Consider the following 19,047-nt stretch of genomic DNA (forward strand, 5'->3'; position numbering starts at 1 on the left):
AGTGCGCCCTGGACAGTGCGCGGCAGATGCGCATTGCCGAGCGACCGGCACAGCGAATGCGCCGCGCGCACGGAGGTCCGACGCGCGCATGGTGACGACAGGAGACATGGACTGATGAGGCTGCACGTCGCGAATGTACGACACGCGCGTGCATTGCGCGCGTCCTCGGAGCGAAGCGGACGTGATTTTCTGCCGACGCGCATGCATCGCAGAGTGGCAAGCGGGCTTGTCAATAGGTTCACACGCCTGCACGCGATGGCGCGCTAGGGTCGAAAGGTCTGCCCTCCCGTCTGGGAGCAGCGGGACAATCCGGTCCCACGCAAGACGCTTTCCGAGGAGGAATCACCCATGACAACCCAGAAAGAACGTGTTGGCGGCACCGATGCCGTGCCGATCTTCAAGATGCAGGAAACCACGCGCGACGGCGAACTGACCAAATACGTGGTCGGCGACACCGGCGTGGCCTTCGACAGCCTGGAAGGCGCGCAGGCTGCGGCCAAGGATCTGAGTACGCTCAACGGTTGAGGGCGTGCTTTAGATCCGAGGTAGTTAGTCGAGTGCGGGGTAGGCGAGGGGCGGTAGTCGAGTGCGCGGTGCCCTCACCGCTCGCGGGACACGCCGTAAACCCGTCCATGGGGGCGCGGTGGCGGCATCCATGCCGCCACACGGTCCCGCAATCGGTAAGGACACCGCACCAGAAAGTTGGCGGTTGCTTTGTTGAAAGCCTGCCTGTTGATCGTGTTGCGTTGCGAAGCTGATCCAACGCGCCGTTATCCAACAACGCGCGTCATGCCTTGCTTGCAACCATGCACACCGACCATTTCGACTGGTCCTTGCCCGCCCACCGTCGCGGGACCTTACGCGGCATGGATGCCGCGTAAGAGCTTACAAGGACGTACTTGCAGCGTGTCCCGCGATGGTGGCGGGCAAGGACCCTGCAGCCGAGCTGCAGATCAACCGCTCTACAGCTAACACAAACCTGGCTAGTCGTAGGGTGCAGTACCCTCTAGGCGGTTGCGGGTTGCTTTATTGAAAACCCCAAGCGCTAATCAAGGGAGCGGCTGCTCGGTAAGCCGCCCGGTATGCGGGGTGTGGATCAGCGGCGCCAGATCGAAGCCCTGCTCGCGGGCATGCGCCAGATAGGCCTGCGTGATGTTCTCATCCAGCTGCGGGAGCCTCGCCAGCAGCCACAGGTATTTGCGGTCGGGGCCACCGACCAGCGCGGCGGTGTAGTCCGCATCGATGCGCATCACCCAGTAATCGCCTTTGGTGAAGGGAATCCAGCGCAGGCCTTCGGGCAGGAAGGTGACTTCCAGGCGCGCGTTGCTGTCGTCGATGGCGCGCGCCTCACCGATGGCTTCTTCCAATGCGCCTTCGGCAGTCAGGCAGCGGTTCTGCACGCGCACCGTGCCATCGTCCTGTAGCGAATAGTGCGCCGACACATCGGTGCAATCCGCATCCTCGAAGCGGATCGGCAGCCGCGCGATCTCGTACCAGGTGCCCAGATAACGATTCAGATCCAGGGACGGGACGGTAATTAGTTCGGGAAGTCGGCTCATGGCGGCCTCTACGTCGTGGAATGGCGGATGTTGTACGTGCATCGTCATGAAATGCATGTTGGGATGCTGATGCCGCTGGAGCGCCGCCATTAGGCTGCGCTTGCCGTGCCCACTGCGCGATCCAGTTTGCGGTAGCCGATCGCTTCGGTCAGATGACGCGTTGCAATGACGGCGCTGTCGTCGAGATCGGCGATGGTGCGTGCCACGCGCAGGATGCGATGCATCGAGCGTGCGGAAAGTTGCAGGTGTTCGATGGCGCGTTCCAGCAACAGCTGATCGTCATTTTGCAGGCGGCAGTGATGATCGGTTTGTGCCTGGTCCAGTTGTGCATTGGGCACGCCGGCACGTGCAAGTTGCCGCGCGCGCGCCGCGACCACGCGCGTGCGCACGCTGGCACTGTCCTCGCCGACGTTGCCGCTGCGCAGGGCCTGCGGCGGCAGGCGCGGGACCTCGACATGCAGATCGATGCGATCCAGCAGCGGCCCGGAGATCCGGCTGCGATAACGGCCGATGGTGTCGCTGCTGCAACGGCAACGCCCGCTGCTGTCGCCGGCCCACCCGCACGGACAGGGATTCATCGCAGCGACCAGTTGGAATCTTGCCGGGAAATCCACACTGCGTGCGGCGCGCGAGATGGTGACCAGGCCCGATTCCAGCGGCTCGCGCAGCACTTCCAGTGTTTGGCGTTGCCACTCGGGCAACTCGTCCAGAAACAACACGCCGTTGTGGGCCAGCGAGATCTCGCCGGGGCGTGGATGTGTGCCGCCGCCAACCAAGGCGACCGCGCTGGCGGTGTGGTGCGGAGCCCGATAGGGGCGTTGCCGCCAGCGCACAAGATCCAGTCCGCGACCGCTGATGGAGGTAATGGCGGCGGTTTCCAGCGCCTCGGCTTCGCTGGCTTCCGGCAGCAGGCCGGGCAGGCGCGAGGCGAGCAAGGTCTTGCCGCAGCCAGGGCTACCGACCAGCAATAAATGGTGACCGCCGGCTGCGGCAATTTCCAGCGCGCGGCGGGCATGCGGTTGGCCGCGCACGTCGGCCATGTCGGGCAGGGCGCGTACGCCGAGCGCTTGCACCGCCAGTTCGGCGGCGGGCGCCTTCTGGGTGCCATTGAGCGTGGCACAGACTTCCAGCAGCGTGCGCGCGGTGAAGGCTTCGACGTGGCCGGCGATGGCGGCTTCGGCACCGTTGGCCAGCGGCACGATCAGGCGGCGGCTGGCCTGCGCTGCTGCCAGGGCGGCGGGCAGCACGCCATCGACACCGCGCAACTCGCCGGTCAGGGCGAGTTCGCCGAGAAATTCGTACTCGGCCAAGGCTTGCAGGTCGATCTGACCGCTGGCGGCCAGAATGCCGAGGGCGATCGGCAGGTCGAAGCGGCCGCCTTCCTTGGGCAAATCGGCCGGCGCCAGATTGATCGTGATGCGCCGTGCCGGGAATTCGAACTGTGCGCACAGCAGTGCGGCACGCACGCGTTCGCGCGATTCGCGCACTGCCGCCTCGGGCAGGCCCACGATCTGGGTGGAGGGAAGACCGCCGGAGAGATGCACTTCCACCCGAACCTCAGGCGCATGCACCCCCACGCGGGCACGGCTGTGCACCAGCGCCAGACTCATGGTGGAGGGCCTTAGGTCAGGGGGTGGTAGGTGGCGCGGCGGGCGGCGTGCCGGGCGCGCGTGCTTCCAGTGCGGCGACGGCCTGTTCCAGTGCGTCGAGTTTTTCGCGCGTGCGCAGCAGCACCGCGCGCTGCACGTCGAACTCTTCGCGGGTGACCAGGTCCAGCTTGCCCAGGCCGGCCTGCAGCGCGCCCTTGAAGGTGCTCTGCAGTTCTTCGCGCGACTGGCGCAGGCCCGGCGGCACCAGGTCGCTGAGGCGGCGGGCGAGGTCGTCGAGCTGATTGAAATCGATCATGGGGTTCTCCGCAGGTCCGTAGGAAGCCTAGTGCAGGCCGGAACACGCGGGACATCGGCAAGGCAGTCGGCAGGCGGTAAGGATAGTCCCATTCGGCTGTCGGTCGCGGTGAGGGCGATGGGCATGAGATGAGTGTTGTGGCCGTCCACGGTATGCTGCGCGACCGTCATGCCCTGGGATCTGCACCGATGAAAATGATCATGGCCATCGTCAAACCGTTCAAGCTCGACGATGTGCGCGAAGCGCTTGCCGGCTGTGGGGTGGCGGGCATCACGGTGACCGAGGTCAAGGGCTTCGGCCGGCAGAAGGGCCACACCGAGCTGTATCGCGGCGCCGAGTATGTGGTCGATTTCCTGCCCAAGGTGAAGATCGAAGTGGCGGTGACCGACGACCAGGCCGAGCGTGTGGTCGAGGCGATCGTTGCCGCGGCCGGCACCGGCAAGATCGGCGATGGCAAGGTGTTCGTCTACGACCTGGGCAGTGTGGTGCGCATCCGCACCGGCGAGCTGGATAGCGACGCGCTGTAAGGCGTCACCGGAAGCGACTTCGGTCGATGCTGTGCCGGCATTGCGCAGGCAACTGACCGATGCCAGAAAAACAGCGCCACGGGGCCAGGTCTGCACCGTCGGTCACTGCCCTCGTAGGCGGCATCCAGCTGCCGACAACCAACGCGTTTATGAATTGGCAGCCGGGCCACCTTCGGTGGAGCAGCCTGGCCGCATGGCCCAAGTATCGCCAACGCGCGCCGCGCTACGTGACCGGCTCATACCATTTCAATACCGCAGATCGGCCCCGACACCAGAGGCCGGCAATGGTACCGGCCTCCTTCCCGTAACCCAGCTGCGAGTTGTCGAAGAGACCTGGAACGTCCTGATACGACCCCTGCTTGTCGCCGCGCGATGACTTGCCTACTCTAGGGCTAATACCATTTCAATACCGGAGTTCGGAATGACGCGACGTGATGGCAAGCCGGGCTTGCGCCTGCTTCCGGTCCTGGTGGCGCTAAGCCTGACGGCCCCCGCGCTGGCGCAGCCGGTCACACAGCCGGCGATCTTTCCGACCCCGACGTCGATCGCGCTGGAGGGCGGCACCGTCACGCTCGGTCGGTCGGTCGTGCTGGTGGCGGCGCCGGGTGCGGACCCGGCGTCGGTCGCGCTGGTGCGCCGCACCCTCGGCACCGCTGGCGTGACCAAGATCTCCACCGCATCGCGTTTGCCTGCCACGCTCGACCGCCCGCATATCGTGCTCGGCACCGGCGAGGCGGCGGTGGTGCGCGATGCACTGACGCGCAGCAAGGCGGCGCAGGACCCCCACAAGGAGGGCTATACGCTCGCCAGCGTCGCGCTCGGCAACGGCAGCCTGATCACGCTGGCCGGTCACGACAACGATGGGCTGTTCCATGCGGCGCAGACGCTGCGTCAGCTGGTGGAGCGCCCCGTCATCCCGACGCTGGTGATCCAGGATCATCCGGCGATGCCGATCCGCGGCACCATCGAGGGGTTCTACGGCGCACCGTGGTCGATGGCCGATCGCACCAAGCATCTGGAATTTCTTGCCCGCACCAAGGCCAATACCTTCATCTACAGCCCGAAGGACGACCCGTACGCGCGCGACCGCTGGCGCGAGGCGTATCCGGCCGCCACGTTGAAGGCGCTGGGCAAGCTGGCGGCCACCGCCAAGCGCAATCACGTCGACTTCGTCTATGCGATCTCCCCGGGGCCGACGGTGTGCTTCTCCGATCCAGCCGACGCCAAGGCGCTACTGCGCAAGTTCGATGCCTTCCGCGCGCTGGGCGTGCGCAGCTTCTATGTGGCGTTGGACGATATCGAATACACCAAGTGGAACTGCGAGCGCGACAAGACCACCTTTGGCGATTCCGGCGCGCAGGCGGCCGGCATCGCGCAGTCGCATCTGCTCAATCTGGTGCAGGCCGATCTGGTCGCCCGCCACGATGCGTCGTCGGAATTGATCATGGTGCCGACCGAGTATTTCGACGCCAAGGAAAGCCCGTACAAGGAAGCGCTGCGCAAGCACCTGGACCCGAAGATCGTGGTGCAGTGGACCGGCACCGACGTGGTGCCGCCGGCCATTTCCATCCCCGATGCACGCGCGGCCACCAAGGCGTTCGGCCGCAAGACGCTGCTGTGGGACAACTACCCGGTCAACGATTTCGAAACCTCGGCCGGGCGTTTGCTGATGGCGCCGTACGCGCGCCGCGAAGCGGGTTTGTCCGCTGAATTGTCCGGCATCGTCTCCAATCCGATGAATCAGGAAGTGCCCAGCCGCGTCGCGGTGATGGGGCTGACCGCGTTCGCGTGGAACGACAAGGATTACGACGCGCAGCGCACCTGGCATGCGGCCGCGCGCGATCTGGCCGGCGGCGATGCACGGGTGACTGCCGCGCTGCTCACCTTCTTCGATACCCAGCATCTGGCGCCGACCTTCGGCAGCCAGCCGTGGCAGGAACAGGCGCCGCAGCTCAAGGCGGTGCTCGACCATGTGCGCGAGACGATTGCGCTGGGCGATGCGGCGGCGCGCAGCCAGGCCATCGCCGAGCTGGCGCGCACCGCCGATGCGTTCGCGGCCGCGCCGCAGATCATTCGCGAAGGCGTGGCCGACAAGGGCTTTGCGGAACAATCGCGCCCCTGGCTGGATGCGATGCAACGCTGGGGCCGCGCGCTGCAGCAGACCGCTGCCGGCCTGGATGCCGCCAATCGCGGTGATGCACAGGCGTCGGTGGCGTTTGCCGATGCGAAGCAGAGTGCCGCCGAAGCCGCAGCGATCCCCTCGATTCCCGGCGCCACGCGCTTCGGTGGACCGGTCAAGATCGCCGATGGCGTACTGGACCGCTTCGTCGCCGACGCGCCGCGCCTGATCGCCTACCGCGCGCAGTCGGCAGCCGACGCGGCAAACGCGCAGTGACGACCTGGGGCAGCGACCGGACGACGGCCTAGCCACTAGACAGGCGTCGCCGGTGCGCGGCATCGACGCGTCCCCCTGTCCACTGTGGTTCCCCCGCGCCGTTGCGCACCACCTGGCGATTGCTCGCCAGGTGGATAGGCGCACCGCTGGCGTGTCATCGGGATGGTCAGGCTGCAGCCCGGTGGGTGACGGCAACTTGCCGGTCAGCGGGTTTCGTTCGGCGCTACCGGCTGCGCATCGCGCTTCAGGTGCCGATACAGCCGCTTCCAGCTGCCGCGGATGGTGCGTACCCAGCGCGGCTCGGCGCTGCGTGCGGCCTCGTCGGCGGTCGGCGCGATACCGGCCAGGCGCTGGCGCATCTTCTGGAAATTGGCCAGGTCGCTGCGCTGCAGTTGACGCGCCAGCGTGCCGCGTCGCAACCAGCGCGGGAAGCGCCAGGCCGAGGTGAAATCGATCAGCACCGGCACGCCGGCGCTGATCACCACATTGGTGCCGTGCAGATCGTTATGGGTGATGCCGAATGCGTGCAGGCGGCGTAGCGCCTGCTGCAGCTGCTGGAACACCTCCTGGCCGACCACCGCACTGGCGCTGAGCGTGTCGCCCGGAATGAACTCCATGCCCAGTGCCAGGCTGCCCAGGGTGCCGAGCAGGGCCGGCGCATGCCGCCAGCCGTGCAGGCGGGCCAGCATCTTGGACTCGTGCCGCACCATCAGCCGCGCGATCGGCGCCAGCAGCGTACGGCGGTAGCGGCTGTAGTCCTTGACCACCGCCAGTTGCCCATCCAGATGGGTGCGATAGACGTTGGGCTCGAGCAGCCGGGTGCCCTGCTTGAGCAGCACGGGCGTGACGATTTGCAGGCTGGAGGTGTCCAGCGGCTGGTAGTGCATGGCAAGTCTCCGGACCTTGGCGGCGCGGAGGAATCACGCGTCTGGCAGATTCACGATGATCGTGGGGATCGGTCCGGTGAATTTTAGAACTTGCGAGTATTGAAATTACATTTGTTAAAAAAATGAAATGTTCCGGGAGTGGAATGGTTCGGAGAATCAATAAGTTACCGAGTCAGCTGCGATCAATGTTGTTGGTATGTCTGTGCGACGCGCTGCTTGCAGCGAGCGTGCATTTAGCGCATCGCGTGCCGCGCCCGTCGGCACAAGCGCTCACCAGAACGCTGGTCGGCCGCTGTGTACGCCGATAGGCAGCGTTCACACCCCTTCTTGACAGGTGCTGAGACTCGATTCACTGTGCCGGCTGCGGTCAGGGGGCTGCATCACGCGTCAGTACCGGCACGTCCACCCGGACGATGCCTGAGGCCGAGTACGCGCACGATCCGGTGATGTTGGGAAAGCCCCCGAATTGGACAAGCAACTGCGCCACTTCCTGACGCCGCCAGGTCATGCCTGCGTGCGCTATGGATGCGGGGACGATGGAGTACGACTCATTGGGGAATGCGATGAAAAGGACCGCAACATGGCTGTTGGCCTGCACGGCGCTGGGCTGCGTTTCCGACGCGGCCGCGCAGTCGTTGTCGCGTGGCTGGGACAACTATCGGCAACAGCAAAAGCAGCAACAGGCCGCTGCACAAAGCGGCACAGCGCAGCTGGCGACGCCAGCGGCATCGAGCACTGCACAAACGAATGACGACGCGCCGCAGTCGGCCGCAGCGAATGGTAGTTCCACAGCTGGACCTGCCGAAGCCACCACCATCGCTTCTGCTCCATCCACGGCCGTGTCGCCGTCGCCGTCGCTGGCGTATGTGTCGGCGCCGCCACGCGAGGAAGAGCAACGTCTCAAGAGCGGTGTCTTTCTTGGTGTGCAGGGCGGTCAGGGGAAAGTATACGAAGGCATCGATCAGGACATGCTCGGCTTCAACGCCGGCTATCGTTGGCGGGCAGGCCCGGTGACGCTGATCGGCATCGAAGCGGCGGTAGGAAAGCTAGCCCGCATCAGCGATCACGAAGACGCCTACGTACCCGGCGTGGAATTCGGCAGTCTGGGCGGCACTGCGCGTTTCAACTTTGGTGACAGTCCACTTTTCGCTGTGGTACGCCTGGGCTATTGGTCGGCCAACTCCAACGGCGAATCGAATGAGCGCGTGTCAGGTGCGTACGCGGGTGCCGGCTTTGGCGTAGACATTGGCCGGCACGCAAGTTTGAGCGTGCTCTATACCAACTATCTTTATGCCAACGACTATTACTACTCCGACGAAGACATCACCATCAATCGTGCCGAAGTGTTGAACGTTGGCGCTGAAGTCCGCTTCTGACCGGTTGCTTGATCAAAAGTGTGTAACGACAGGGCGGATGGCGGCATCCGCCCTGTCGTGTTTGGAGTTTGGAGAGCACGGAATCATTGGATGATCCGAGGCCTGCAGCGCGTGCGATGCCGCAACCTGCCTGCTGGATGTGGTGTCATACAAGACAATGCTGCGGCGCAAGCGATCACGACGAGGAAGGTATGGAGGTCTTTACGCAATTTCTGACCGATGAGCAGGACCCGGTGGCCGTGGGCAAGATCCTGCCCAAGGTAAACGAGTTGCTGACGCGGGACGAGCAGGTCGAGTACATCGCGGTGCAGAAGAAAATGGTGATGAATCTGTCGCCGGCCGCGGTGGTGCTGACCAATCGCAGATTCATCGTGGTACACCCCACGCTATTCGGGATGACGTTTCGCGATGTCCCCTGGCGCGAGGTGCTCGACGTGCATATGAGCGAGCAGATGCTGGGAGCGACGATCATGTGCCGCACCACGCAGGGCGGCTACCTGTCCATCGACAGCCTGCCCAAGAAACAGGCGCGGCGGGTCTACGCCTATGCCCAGCAGGTGGAAGAATCGGCCCACGAAAAACGCCAGCAGCTGGAGTTCGACAAGTTGCGTGCGTCGGCCGGCGGTGTGGTGGTGCATACGCCTGCAGCGCAGGGCGTGGCGCCTTCAGTGCCAGCGACTGCGGTGGCCGGCGCGGATGATCCGATGCAGGTGCTGAGCAAGCTCAAGCAGCTGCTGGATGCCGGGTTGGTGACCCAGGAAGAATTCGACGCCAAGAAGGCTGAAGTGCTGGCACGGCTGTAGGGCTGGCAAACGAAGAACGGGGCTGGCGGCACTACGCGCACAAGCCTCAGGTAGATGCGTACCGCACAGCGGAGTCGTAGTGCACACATGGCCCTGCCGATGCTGCGCGACACTGCGAGCATCGCCAGCACGCCTGTAAGCGGTGCTGTCTTCGCCCCCGATCTGCAGGACCAGCGCACGCGAACGATGCGCCGGTTCTTTTCAATCAGGCCGGCGCGCAGCAAGCGGCGCCGGCCTGATTACATGCTTACTCGCCCAGCGCCTTGGCCACGAACGGCGGTGCGATCAGCACGCCGGTATGCAGGTGCGCGGTGTAGTACAGCGTCTCGAAGCCCTTGGCCTGCGCGGCGTCCAGGCGGAACGCGAAATCGGCGTTGGCCTGCTTGCTGGCCATGGTCACGCTCCACCAGCCGGTGGGATAGCACGGCTGCGGGAACGGCAGGGTCTTGAACGACTGGAAGCCGGCCTTGCCCATTTCGGTGCGCATTTCCTTGATCAGCTCCAGCAACGCCAGCGGCGATTCGGACTGCTGCACCAGGATGCCGTCGTCCTTCAGCGCCTTGAAGCAGCTGTCGTAGAACGCCTTGTTGAACAGGCCTTCGGCCGGGCCGACCGGGTCGGTGGAATCGACGATCACGATGTCCACGCTGCCGGCCGGGCAGTTGGCCATGTAGGCCACGCCGTCGTCGAACAGCAGCTCGGCACGCTTATCGTGGTTGGAATCGCACAGCTCGGGGAAATACTTCTCCGACATGCGCGTGACCTGCTCGTCGATATCGCACTGGGTGGCGCTTTCCACGCCCGGGTGCTTGAGCACCTCGCGCAGCGTGCCGCAATCGCCGCCGCCGATGATCACCACGCGCTTGGGCGCGGGGTGGGTGAACAGCGCCGGGTGACTGATCATCTCGTGATAGAAGAAATTGTCGCGGCTGGTCAGCATCACCGCGCCGTCGATCAGCATCAGCTTGCCCCAGTCGGTAGTCTGGTAGATCTCGATCTTCTGGAACGGGGACTGCACCTCGTCCAGCTTGCCGCTGATGCGGAAGCCGATCGCCGAGCCGGTCGGCTGGAAGTGTTCGATGTACCAGTTGTCGTTGGCGCTCATGCAAAATCCTAAAAATGAAGGGGGCTGTTCCTTCTCCCACCGGGTGAAGGTGGCGCGTAGCGCCGGATGAGGGTCGGGCGCAGCCTCATGCACCAAGCTGCTGACGGCAATACCGAACCCTCACCAACCCCACTCCAACCAGGAGCGGGGCATCAAGTCGGCGCGGATTGTAACGGACCCTGCGCGTGCCAGGCGTTACACTTCACGCCCTTTTTGCCCCAGCCGAGTCAGCGAAATGAGCGATTGGTCCCTCGACCAAGCCCGCAAGACCTATTCGATCCCGCATTGGGCCGACGGGTATTTCGATGTGAACGCCGCCGGCCACGTGGTGGTCACGCCGACCAGCGACGGCCCATCGGTGTCGCTGCCCGAGGTGGTGGATGCCGCGCGCGCGGCTGGCGCCAAGTTGCCGCTGCTGGTGCGCTTCCCGGACATCCTGGGCCAGCGCCTGGGCAAGCTGCAGGCCGCGTTCGCGCAGGCGCAGTCCGAGTGGGACTACGCCGGCGGCTACACCGCCGTGTATCCGATCAAGGTCAACCAGCATCGCGGCGTGGCCGGCACGCTGGCCGGCCACCACGGCGAGGGCTTCGGCCTGGAAGCGGGCAGCAAGCCGGAGCTGATGGCGGTGCTGGCACTGTCGCGCCCTGGCGGGTTGATCGTCTGCAACGGCTACAAGGACCGCGAGTACATCCGCCTGGCACTGATCGGGCGCAAGCTCGGCCTGCAGACCTTCATCGTCATCGAAAAGCCCTCCGAGCTGAAGCTGGTGCTGGAAGAAGCGCGCGCGCTGGACGTCAAGCCGGGTCTGGGCGTGCGCATGCGGCTGGCCTCGCTGGGCGCGGGCAAATGGCAGAACAGCGGCGGCGACAAGGCCAAGTTCGGACTGTCGCCGCGCCAGGTGCTGGACCTGTGGAAGACGCTGCGCGACACCGAGTACGCCGACTGCCTGCAGTTGCTGCATTTCCACATGGGCTCGCAGATCTCCAACGTGCGCGACATCGCCAACGGCATGCGCGAAGCCACGCGCTATTTCGTCGAATTGTCGCGGCTGGGCGCCAAGATCAGCCACGTGGATGTCGGCGGCGGCCTGGGCATCGATTACGAAGGCACGCGCTCGCGCAGCTATTGCTCGATCAATTATGGCCTGCATTCCTACGCCAGCAATATCGTGCAGCCGCTGGCCAATGCCTGCGAAGAGCATGGCCTGACCCCGCCGCGCATCGTCACCGAATGCGGCCGCGCGATGACCGCGCACCACGCCGTGCTGATCGCCAACGTGTCCGAAGTGGAGCAGGCGCCGGAAGGCCGCGTGCCCGACGCGCACGACGACGAACCGGCGGCGATTCGCCACCTGCGCGAGATCCACGATGAGCTCGACGTGCGCCCGGCGGTGGAACTGTTCCAGGAAGCCCAGCACTTCCATGCCGAAGGCCTGAGTGCGTATGCATTGGGTCAGATCGACCTGACCCATCGTGCGCGTATCGACGATCTGTTCTACGCGATCGCCCATGGCGTGCGTGCACGCCTGAGTTTCGACGAAAAGAGCCACCGTCCGGTGCTGGACGAGCTCAACGAGCGGCTGGTGGACAAGTACTTCGTCAACTTCAGCGTGTTCGAATCGATTCCGGACGTGTGGGCGATCGATCAGGTGTTCCCGATCGTGCCGATCGAGCGCTTGACCGAAGCGCCGCAACGGCGCGGCATCATCGCCGACATGACCTGCGATTCGGACGGCATGGTCAAGACCTACGTCGAGAACGAAAGCCTGGACAGCTCGATGCCGCTGCATACGTTGAACCCGGGCGAGAGCTATCGCATCGGCTTCTTCCTGGTCGGTGCCTACCAGGAAATCCTGGGCGATATCCATAACCTGTTCGGCGATACCGATGCGGTGGAAGTGGCCGTGGACGGCGATGGCTATCGCATTGCGCAGCAGCGCCGTGGCGATACCACCGATGTGATGCTGGACTATGTGGGCTATCAGCTGGACACGCTGCGCGCGACCTATGCCGAGCGCATCGCCGCCGCGCAGCTGTCGCCGGAACGCGCGCAGGAATTGCACGACGCATTGGAAGCCGGGCTGACCGGTTACACCTATCTGTCCGACGAACCGTTGGGCTGAAGCAGTACGCGCGCTGCGGCCGACGCCGTGGCGCGCAGGCAGTGCCGCTGCAAGATCGGCACTGAGTCCGCGCCGCCACAGCTACGTAGAAAGAGCTGCACTAAAGTAGTGAGCAGTCGTAAAGCGGACGCGGCCGGTGATCGGCCTTGGCATGAATCTGTTGGGCACCGCCCTGCCCCCGCGCCTTGATGGCCGCTTGCCACCGCTCAGTCACGCACGCATGACCCCCGGGCAGACGCGCACCGGCGCAGTCCACATAAAGCAGCGCACTGTGATCCGCGCGAGCCCGCGCCGTTGATCTACAGAGTGCCGTAGTCGTATGACATCCAAACGACCGACGCATGATCGAACGAATGCGCGCGCTACTAGGTGTCGCAAGCGATGCGGCATGTCGTGCAGTGATTTGTCTGGTAGCGCAGGTATATCAACGCTGCCACGCGCAGTGGTCTTACGCATTGCGGTCTTTATGCAATGCGGAGAACGCAAATCCGCCTGCAATTTCGCCCTGCAATCGCACCTGCCGCATCGACGCGACATGCGTCGCGTTTTGTGTGCGGCGCTGCATGCAGCACCGAATCCCCAAACAGAGGTATGTATCCAGAACACTAACTGCAATCACACTTCATTAAAAAAAATTTGCAGGAAACGCGCAATTCGTGATTTTTGCACGGTTCATTGTGTTGCCCGATTGTTAGTGTTTATTAACTTGCCGGGAAGCAAGTGCTTCAAGAAAAACCAGTTGCGCGTCTTGGTGTCACTTGCGTGCGCTTCGTTGTACGTCTCCATTGTGCGTCTTTATCGAGTGTTCCAACTGCGTATCGCCGGCCTCTGCCGGTGGTCGATGGTGTTTTCTACCTAAACGTTTTTAGGCCAAGTGCTGATCCGGCGTCTCGTTGACCGCATTGCGGGCAAGACCCGTTGGGCGACTGCGCGCCACACAAGAAGGATGCACGCAATGCACGCTGACGCCTCTCCCGTGATTCCCCTGACCAAAGCGCAACGCGGCCTGTGGGTCGCCAGCAAGTTACACACCGACAATACCTTGATGTTGTCCGAAGCGTTGGAGATGTTCGGCCCACTCGATCCGGACCTGTTGCTGCGCGCAAGCATGCAGCTCACGCGCGAGTTCGACACGCTGCGGCTGTGCATCGTCGAACACGATGGTGTGCCCGGCCAGGTGATCCGCCCCGAGTACACGGCCTCGATTCCGTACTTCAATCTCAGCGAAGATCCCTCGCCACGCAATGCCGCCGAGCATTGGGTGGACGAACAAATCCGCAAGCCGGAAGATCTGCAGAACGGGCCGTTGTGGCATTGCGCGGTGTTCCGTCTTGGCGAAGATCACCATATGTGGGTGCAGTGCGTGAGCCATCTGGTGATGGATGGCTATTGCGCATCGATCATGATGCAGCGCATGGCGGTGCTCTATAACGCCTATGCCGCCGATAGCGAGCCGGAACCTGCGCAATACGGCAGTGCGCTGTCGCTGAACGAACTGGAGCAGCACTACCGCGAGTCCGATCGCTTTCAGCGCGATCGTACCTACTGGATGCAACAGCTGGCCGATCTGCCGCCGCCGGCCACCTTGGCGCGGCCGGGCAATCAGCTGTCCACCGGCTTGTTGCGTGGCACCGGGCAGTTTTCGCCGCAGCAGGTGGTGCGTTTGCGTGCGCTGGGCAAGGACTATGGCGCCAGCCTGCCGCAGATGCTGATCTCGCTGATTGCCGCGTATTACTACCGCTGCACCGGTGCCGAGGATCTGGTGATCGCAATGCCGGTGACCGGCCGCATCAATGCGCGCTACCGGCAAACCGCCGGCCTGGTGGCCAACGTGATTTCGCTGCGTTTGAAGATGGATCCGCAGCAGCCGATCCATAGCTTGTTCGCGCAGGTGTCCTCGGTGGTCAAGCATGCCTTGCGGCATCAGCAATACCGCTTCGAGGATGTGCGTCGCGACCTGGGCGTGTTCGGGATCGAACAGAAGTTCGCGCGGCTGGCGGTGAATATCGAGGCCTTCGATTACGCGCTGCGCTTCGGCGAGGCGTATGCAGTGCCGCACAACCTCTGCAACGGTCCGGCCGACGATCTGACCATCTTCTGCTACGAGCGTGGCGATGGCGCCGCGTTGCGCTTCGATCTGGATGCCAACCCGGCAATGTACGACAGCGACGAGCTGGCAGAACATTGCCGCCGCCTGACCCACCTGGCCGATGCGGTACTGGCAGATCCGGAGTGCGCACTCGGCCTGATCGATGTGCTGGGTCACGACGAACGCCAGCGACTGCTGCACACCTGGAACGACACCGCAGCGCCACTGCCGGAGCCGAGCACGCTGCTGCATGGCATGCTGCAGCGTGCCGAGCTGATGCCGGCGGCGGTGGTGGTGCAGTACGACAACCGCACGCTGGATTACGCCACGCTCTGCGAGCTCGCCTCGCGCGTTGCCGCGCAGTGGGTGGCCGACGGCGTGGGCCCGGGCGATGTAGTCGCCATCGCGTTGCCGCGCAGCGAGCAATTGCTGGTGGCCTTGCTGGCGGTGATGTGGAGCGGGGCGGCCTATCTGCCGCTGGACCCGGAAAGCCCGGCCGCGCGCAATCGGCAGATGCTCAACGATTCCGGCGCCATCGCGCTGGTCTGCGAGCCCGCGTTGTGCGAGCGCTATCTGCTCGGTGGCATGGTGTGGCTGGACCCGCGTCCGGCCGTGTTGCCGGCGGCGATCGCACCGCTCGCCACGCCGGATGGCACCGCCTACGTGCTGTACACCTCCGGCTCGACCGGTGCGCCCAAGGGCGTGGAAATCAGCCATCGCAATCTGTTCAATTTCCTGCATGCGATGGAGCACGAACTGGCTTTGCGCCCGCGCGACCGTGTGCTGGCAGTCACCACCATCACCTTCGATATCGCCGGGCTGGAGTTGTACCTGCCGTTGTTGGTGGGCGCACGCGTGGTCATCGCACCGGCTGGCATCACCCACGATCCACGCAGCCTGTCGCGCCTGATCGCACACGAGCAGATCAGCGTGGTGCAGGCCACGCCGTCGTTGTGGCGCATCCTGTTGGCCAATGAGGATCTGGCGCTGGACCGTATCCACGCGCTGGTTGGCGGTGAGGCCCTGGTGCCGGAGTTGGCGACGCAGTTGCTGAGCCGGGTGGGGCGCCTGACCCAGTTGTACGGGCCAACCGAAACCACCATCTGGTCGACCATCATGCCGTTGCAGCTGACCGACGCCGCAGCCCCACCCATCGGCAGGCCGCTGCTCAATACGCGCGTCTACGTGCTGGATGCGCAGCGGCAGCCGCTGCCCACCGGTGCGATCGGCGAGCTGTATATCGGCGGCGCAGGCGTGGCCAAGGGCTACCGCGGCAAGCGCCAGCTGACCAGCGAGCGCTTCGTGCGCGACCCGTTTGCCGACGACGGCAGCAGCATGTACCGCACCGGCGACCGCGTGCGTCAGCGCCGCGACGGCATGCTGGAGTTCATCGGCCGTGCGGACGCGCAGTTGAAGATCCGCGGCCATCGCGTGGAGCCGGCCGAAATCGAAAACGCCTTGCTGCTGCATTCGCAGGTGGCCCAGGCGGTGGTGGTGGGCCATAGCGATGGCGACAACAACGCGTTGCAGTTGCTGGCCTATGTGGTGGGCAAGCACGGCACCATGCCGGCGACCGAGCTGCTGCGCGCGCATCTGCAGCAACGCCTGCCGGCGTCGATGATTCCCACGCTGTGGATGCCGCTGGAGGCATTACCGCTGACGCCCAACGGCAAGCTGGATCGCCGCGCATTGCCGTCACCGGGCGCATTGCCGCAGCGCGCGCATGTGGCGCCACGCGATGCGCTCGAACACCAACTGGCAGCGATGTTGCAGGACGTGCTGGGCATTGAAATCGTCGGTGTGGAGGACAACTTCTTCGAACTCGGCGGCGACTCGCTGCGCGCGGCAGAAATGGCCGCGCGTTTCCCGCAGATGTTCGGCGTCGAACTGCCGCTGGGCATGCTGTTCCATGCGCCGACCATTGCCGGCCTGGCCGAGGTGATCAAACGCAGCGCGCAGACCCCGAACGATCCGCTCGGCGTGCTGTTGCCGTTGCGTGCGGGTACGCCGGGCACCACGCCGCTGTTCTGCATCCATCCGGTGGTTGGTCTGGGCTGGTCGTATCTCACCCTGCTCGGTCAGCTCGATCCGCAGTGGCCGGTGTATGCATTGCAGTCGCCGGCATTGAGCGACCCGCAGCATCGCCCGGAAAGCATCGAGGCGATCGCGCGCGACTACCTGGCCCGTCTGCGCAGCGTGCAGCCGCATGGGCCATACCGGCTGATCGGTTGGTCGCTGGGCGGCTTGATCGCCCATGCCATCACCGCCGAGTTGCATGCGCTTGGCGAAGAAGTCGAGTTGCTGGCAATGCTGGACAGCTACCCGCATCTGGAGCAGGCCGCATCGCTGCCGGAATCGGAAAACGTGCGTGCATCGGTGCATGCGCTGGGCCTGACGCTGGCACACGGCCAGCCGATGCCGACCACGGTGGCCGAACTGGCCAGCCTGCTATGCGATCACTATGGGTTGAACGATTTGCCCGCGGTGCGCCAATTGCTCGAACAACGCCCCACGCTGCTGGACGACATGGGCGGTATGACCCAGCACCACCTGCAGCTGGCGCGGCGTCATCGGCCCAGGCCGCTGGACCAGGATGTGGTGTTCGTCGAAGCAAGCGTACGCATGACCTCCGGCGGCGACGATGCAGTGTGGGTGGATTACCGGCCGCAGGCCTGGCGCCCGTACGTGCGCAATCTGCACCTGCATACCTTGGACAGCGACCATCATTCGATGCTGTCGTCCACGCATTCGGCCACGCTCAGCGCGTTGCTGCACGCGGCCACTGCGAAAGCCACACAACGCGATGGCAGCATTGCCACCGCCAGCGACGGGGTGGCCGAATATGCCTGAGTCACTGCATACGCCGGCACGTCACCGCCCGGTACTGATCGCCACCCTGGGCACGCATGGCGATGTGCGCCCGATCATCGCGCTGGGCCGCGGTCTGCAGGAGCGCGGTTATCCGGTGCGGGTGCTGACCAGCGCCAACTTCGAATCCCTGATCCGCGCCAATGGGCTGGAGTTCTTTCCGCTCAGCGGCGACCACCAGAAGTTGTTGCAGGGCCATCCGAATGTCGCCGAGATGCGCGGAGGCTGGCGCGGCATCTGGGGCACCTTGCGCGCACAACTGATGGACTGGGCGCGCGACTGGGCCGAGCAGGGCCGCGCAGCCTGTGCCGATGCCGGTTTGATTCTCGGCGTGGGCAGCGCGAGCTTGCTGGCACATAGCCTGGGCCAGGCCTACGGCCTGCCGGTGGTATTTACGCAATTGCAGCCGCTGACCGCCTCGCGCCATGTGCCGTTGATGGTGATGCCCACCGTGCGTCTGCCGGGGCTGGTGAGTGTGGCACTGCATCACGCGGTGCGCTTTGCCGGCTGGCAGCTGATGCGCCCGGCGCTCAACGGCATCGTGCGCCCGGCTCTGGGGCTGCCGGCGTATCCGTGGAGTGGTCCCGATCGCAGCGCGCAGCGCGTGGTCTATGGCTATAGCGAGCATCTGTGCCCACGTCCGCCGGATTGGCCGGACAGAGCCCAGGTCGCCGGTTTCTGGCAGTTGCCGCAGCCGCAGTGGCAGCCGCCGGCCGCGCTGGAAGCGTTTCTGCAGGCCGGCCCGCCGCCGCTGTATATCGGCTTTGGCAGCATGATCAGCACCGATGCGGCGCAGCTCACCGCCATCGTCAAGGCGGCGGTGCGTCTGACCGGTCAACGCGCGTTGCTGGCCAGCGGCTGGGGCGGGCTGGCGGCCGGGGAAGACGCGTCCGACGATGCGGAGCGCTTCTTCCAGTTGGAACAGGCGCCGCACGATTGGCTGTTCCCGCGGGTGTCGGTCGCGGTGCATCACGGCGGTGCCGGCACGACCGGTGCGGCGCTGGCTGCGGGGATTCCGTCGGTGGTCCTGCCGTTCGGCTACGACCAACCGTTCTGGGCGCATTGCCTGGCCCAACGCGGCGTCGCGCCCCCGGCGCTCGCACGGGTCGGATTGCAGCCGGAAACCTTGGCCGATGCCGTCCGCCAGGCCAGCGCGCCGAGCATGCGCGCAGCGGCACGCGTGCTGGGGCAGCGCATCCGTGAGGAGGACGGGATCAGCCGGGCGGTGGATCAGCTGGAAGCATGGGGATTGCTGCAACCGGCGATGTCGTTGGCGCCGACCGAGCGGATCGAGCAGCAGGCCGTGGCGTGACACAGACCGTCGTGTGATGGATGACGCTGTTGGGGAACCACAGCGTCGACAGCGGATTGGCGGCGGCAATGCGGCTGGGTATTACCGCAGGTCTCTGAG

Annotated in this window: 13 protein-coding genes; 8 read left to right on the top strand and 5 right to left on the bottom strand. The window is 64.9% G+C overall.

Annotation, left to right across the window (positions count from 1 at the left end; all coding sequences use genetic code 11):
- The first annotated feature begins 348 nt into the window (after positions 1-348).
- A complete protein-coding gene (locus tag NYR97_RS10570) occupies positions 349-525 on the top strand; it encodes a hypothetical protein (protein WP_006449000.1) in 177 nt (58 codons plus the stop codon).
- Positions 526-1,049: 524 nt separating this feature from the next.
- Here NYR97_RS10570 and NYR97_RS10575 read toward each other — a convergent pair.
- From NYR97_RS10575 to ubiK, 3 genes are all read right to left on the bottom strand, one after another.
- Positions 1,050-1,559, bottom strand: a complete 510-nt coding sequence (locus NYR97_RS10575) for a lipocalin family protein (protein ID WP_316697869.1) — start codon at positions 1,557-1,559, stop codon at positions 1,050-1,052.
- 89 nt (positions 1,560-1,648) lie between these two features.
- On the bottom strand, positions 1,649-3,169 hold the full coding sequence (locus NYR97_RS10580) for a YifB family Mg chelatase-like AAA ATPase (protein ID WP_316697871.1): 1,521 nt from the start codon (positions 3,167-3,169) through the stop codon (positions 1,649-1,651).
- 16 nt (positions 3,170-3,185) lie between these two features.
- Positions 3,186-3,464, bottom strand: a complete 279-nt coding sequence (ubiK, locus tag NYR97_RS10585; RefSeq protein ID WP_184406361.1) for a ubiquinone biosynthesis accessory factor UbiK — start codon at positions 3,462-3,464, stop codon at positions 3,186-3,188.
- A 152-nt stretch (positions 3,465-3,616) separates the two neighbouring features.
- On the opposite strand from ubiK, the gene NYR97_RS10590 reads away from it, so the two are divergent.
- On the top strand, positions 3,617-3,991 hold the full coding sequence (locus NYR97_RS10590) for a P-II family nitrogen regulator (RefSeq protein ID WP_197970279.1): 375 nt from the start codon (positions 3,617-3,619) through the stop codon (positions 3,989-3,991).
- A 421-nt stretch (positions 3,992-4,412) separates the two neighbouring features.
- On the top strand, positions 4,413-6,386 hold the full coding sequence (locus NYR97_RS10595; RefSeq protein ID WP_316697873.1) for a glycoside hydrolase family 84 protein: 1,974 nt from the start codon (positions 4,413-4,415) through the stop codon (positions 6,384-6,386).
- Between the two features lie 203 nt (positions 6,387-6,589).
- Here NYR97_RS10595 and NYR97_RS10600 read toward each other — a convergent pair whose 3' ends face one another.
- Positions 6,590-7,273 carry an RIO1 family regulatory kinase/ATPase domain-containing protein gene (locus tag NYR97_RS10600; RefSeq protein ID WP_316697875.1) on the bottom strand — a complete coding sequence of 228 codons (684 nt, stop codon included), beginning with the start codon at positions 7,271-7,273 and terminating at the stop codon, positions 6,590-6,592.
- 563 nt (positions 7,274-7,836) lie between these two features.
- Here NYR97_RS10600 and NYR97_RS10605 point away from each other — a divergent pair.
- Complete coding sequence (locus NYR97_RS10605; RefSeq protein ID WP_316698171.1) at positions 7,837-8,649, top strand: hypothetical protein; 813 nt, start codon at positions 7,837-7,839, stop codon at positions 8,647-8,649.
- 191 nt (positions 8,650-8,840) lie between these two features.
- A complete protein-coding gene (locus NYR97_RS10610) occupies positions 8,841-9,452 on the top strand; it encodes a PH domain-containing protein (protein WP_316697876.1) in 612 nt (203 codons plus the stop codon).
- A 247-nt stretch (positions 9,453-9,699) separates the two neighbouring features.
- Here NYR97_RS10610 and speE read toward each other — a convergent pair whose 3' ends face one another.
- Positions 9,700-10,557 carry a polyamine aminopropyltransferase gene (speE, locus tag NYR97_RS10615; RefSeq protein ID WP_205392782.1) on the bottom strand — a complete coding sequence of 286 codons (858 nt, stop codon included), beginning with the start codon at positions 10,555-10,557 and terminating at the stop codon, positions 9,700-9,702.
- A 235-nt stretch (positions 10,558-10,792) separates the two neighbouring features.
- On the opposite strand from speE, the gene speA reads away from it, so the two are divergent.
- The 3 genes from speA to NYR97_RS10630 all read left to right on the top strand — a co-directional run bounded on the left by speA (position 10,793) and on the right by NYR97_RS10630 (position 18,948).
- Positions 10,793-12,679, top strand: a complete 1,887-nt coding sequence (gene speA, locus NYR97_RS10620; RefSeq protein ID WP_316697878.1) for an arginine decarboxylase — start codon at positions 10,793-10,795, stop codon at positions 12,677-12,679.
- Between the two features lie 955 nt (positions 12,680-13,634).
- Positions 13,635-17,618, top strand: a complete 3,984-nt coding sequence (locus tag NYR97_RS10625; RefSeq protein WP_316697879.1) for an amino acid adenylation domain-containing protein — start codon at positions 13,635-13,637, stop codon at positions 17,616-17,618.
- Positions 17,611-18,948 (top strand): glycosyltransferase, encoded by a 1,338-nt coding sequence (locus tag NYR97_RS10630; RefSeq protein ID WP_316697880.1) that lies wholly within the window; start codon positions 17,611-17,613, stop codon positions 18,946-18,948. Before NYR97_RS10625 ends, NYR97_RS10630 begins: the two co-directional genes overlap by 8 nt.
- Positions 18,949-19,047: the final 99 nt, after the last annotated feature.

It is taken from the genome of Xanthomonas hydrangeae (assembly GCF_032697525.1).
Taxonomy (GTDB): domain Bacteria; phylum Pseudomonadota; class Gammaproteobacteria; order Xanthomonadales; family Xanthomonadaceae; genus Xanthomonas; species Xanthomonas hydrangeae.

What these genes read in the sequence shown, in the direction of transcription:
- NYR97_RS10570 (WP_006449000.1), top strand. Translation starts at nt 349, where the DNA reads ATGACAACCCAGAAAGAACGTGTTGGCGGCACCGATGCCGTGCCGATC.
- NYR97_RS10575 (WP_316697869.1), bottom strand. Translation starts at nt 1,559, where the DNA reads ATGAGCCGACTTCCCGAACTAATTACCGTCCCGTCCCTGGATCTGAAT.
- NYR97_RS10580 (WP_316697871.1), bottom strand. Translation starts at nt 3,169, where the DNA reads ATGAGTCTGGCGCTGGTGCACAGCCGTGCCCGCGTGGGGGTGCATGCG.
- ubiK (WP_184406361.1), bottom strand. Translation starts at nt 3,464, where the DNA reads ATGATCGATTTCAATCAGCTCGACGACCTCGCCCGCCGCCTCAGCGAC.
- NYR97_RS10590 (WP_197970279.1), top strand. Translation starts at nt 3,617, where the DNA reads ATGCTGCGCGACCGTCATGCCCTGGGATCTGCACCGATGAAAATGATC.
- NYR97_RS10595 (WP_316697873.1), top strand. Translation starts at nt 4,413, where the DNA reads ATGACGCGACGTGATGGCAAGCCGGGCTTGCGCCTGCTTCCGGTCCTG.
- NYR97_RS10600 (WP_316697875.1), bottom strand. Translation starts at nt 7,273, where the DNA reads ATGCACTACCAGCCGCTGGACACCTCCAGCCTGCAAATCGTCACGCCC.
- NYR97_RS10605 (WP_316698171.1), top strand. Translation starts at nt 7,837, where the DNA reads ATGAAAAGGACCGCAACATGGCTGTTGGCCTGCACGGCGCTGGGCTGC.
- NYR97_RS10610 (WP_316697876.1), top strand. Translation starts at nt 8,841, where the DNA reads ATGGAGGTCTTTACGCAATTTCTGACCGATGAGCAGGACCCGGTGGCC.
- speE (WP_205392782.1), bottom strand. Translation starts at nt 10,557, where the DNA reads ATGAGCGCCAACGACAACTGGTACATCGAACACTTCCAGCCGACCGGC.
- speA (WP_316697878.1), top strand. Translation starts at nt 10,793, where the DNA reads ATGAGCGATTGGTCCCTCGACCAAGCCCGCAAGACCTATTCGATCCCG.
- NYR97_RS10625 (WP_316697879.1), top strand. Translation starts at nt 13,635, where the DNA reads ATGCACGCTGACGCCTCTCCCGTGATTCCCCTGACCAAAGCGCAACGC.
- NYR97_RS10630 (WP_316697880.1), top strand. Translation starts at nt 17,611, where the DNA reads ATGCCTGAGTCACTGCATACGCCGGCACGTCACCGCCCGGTACTGATC.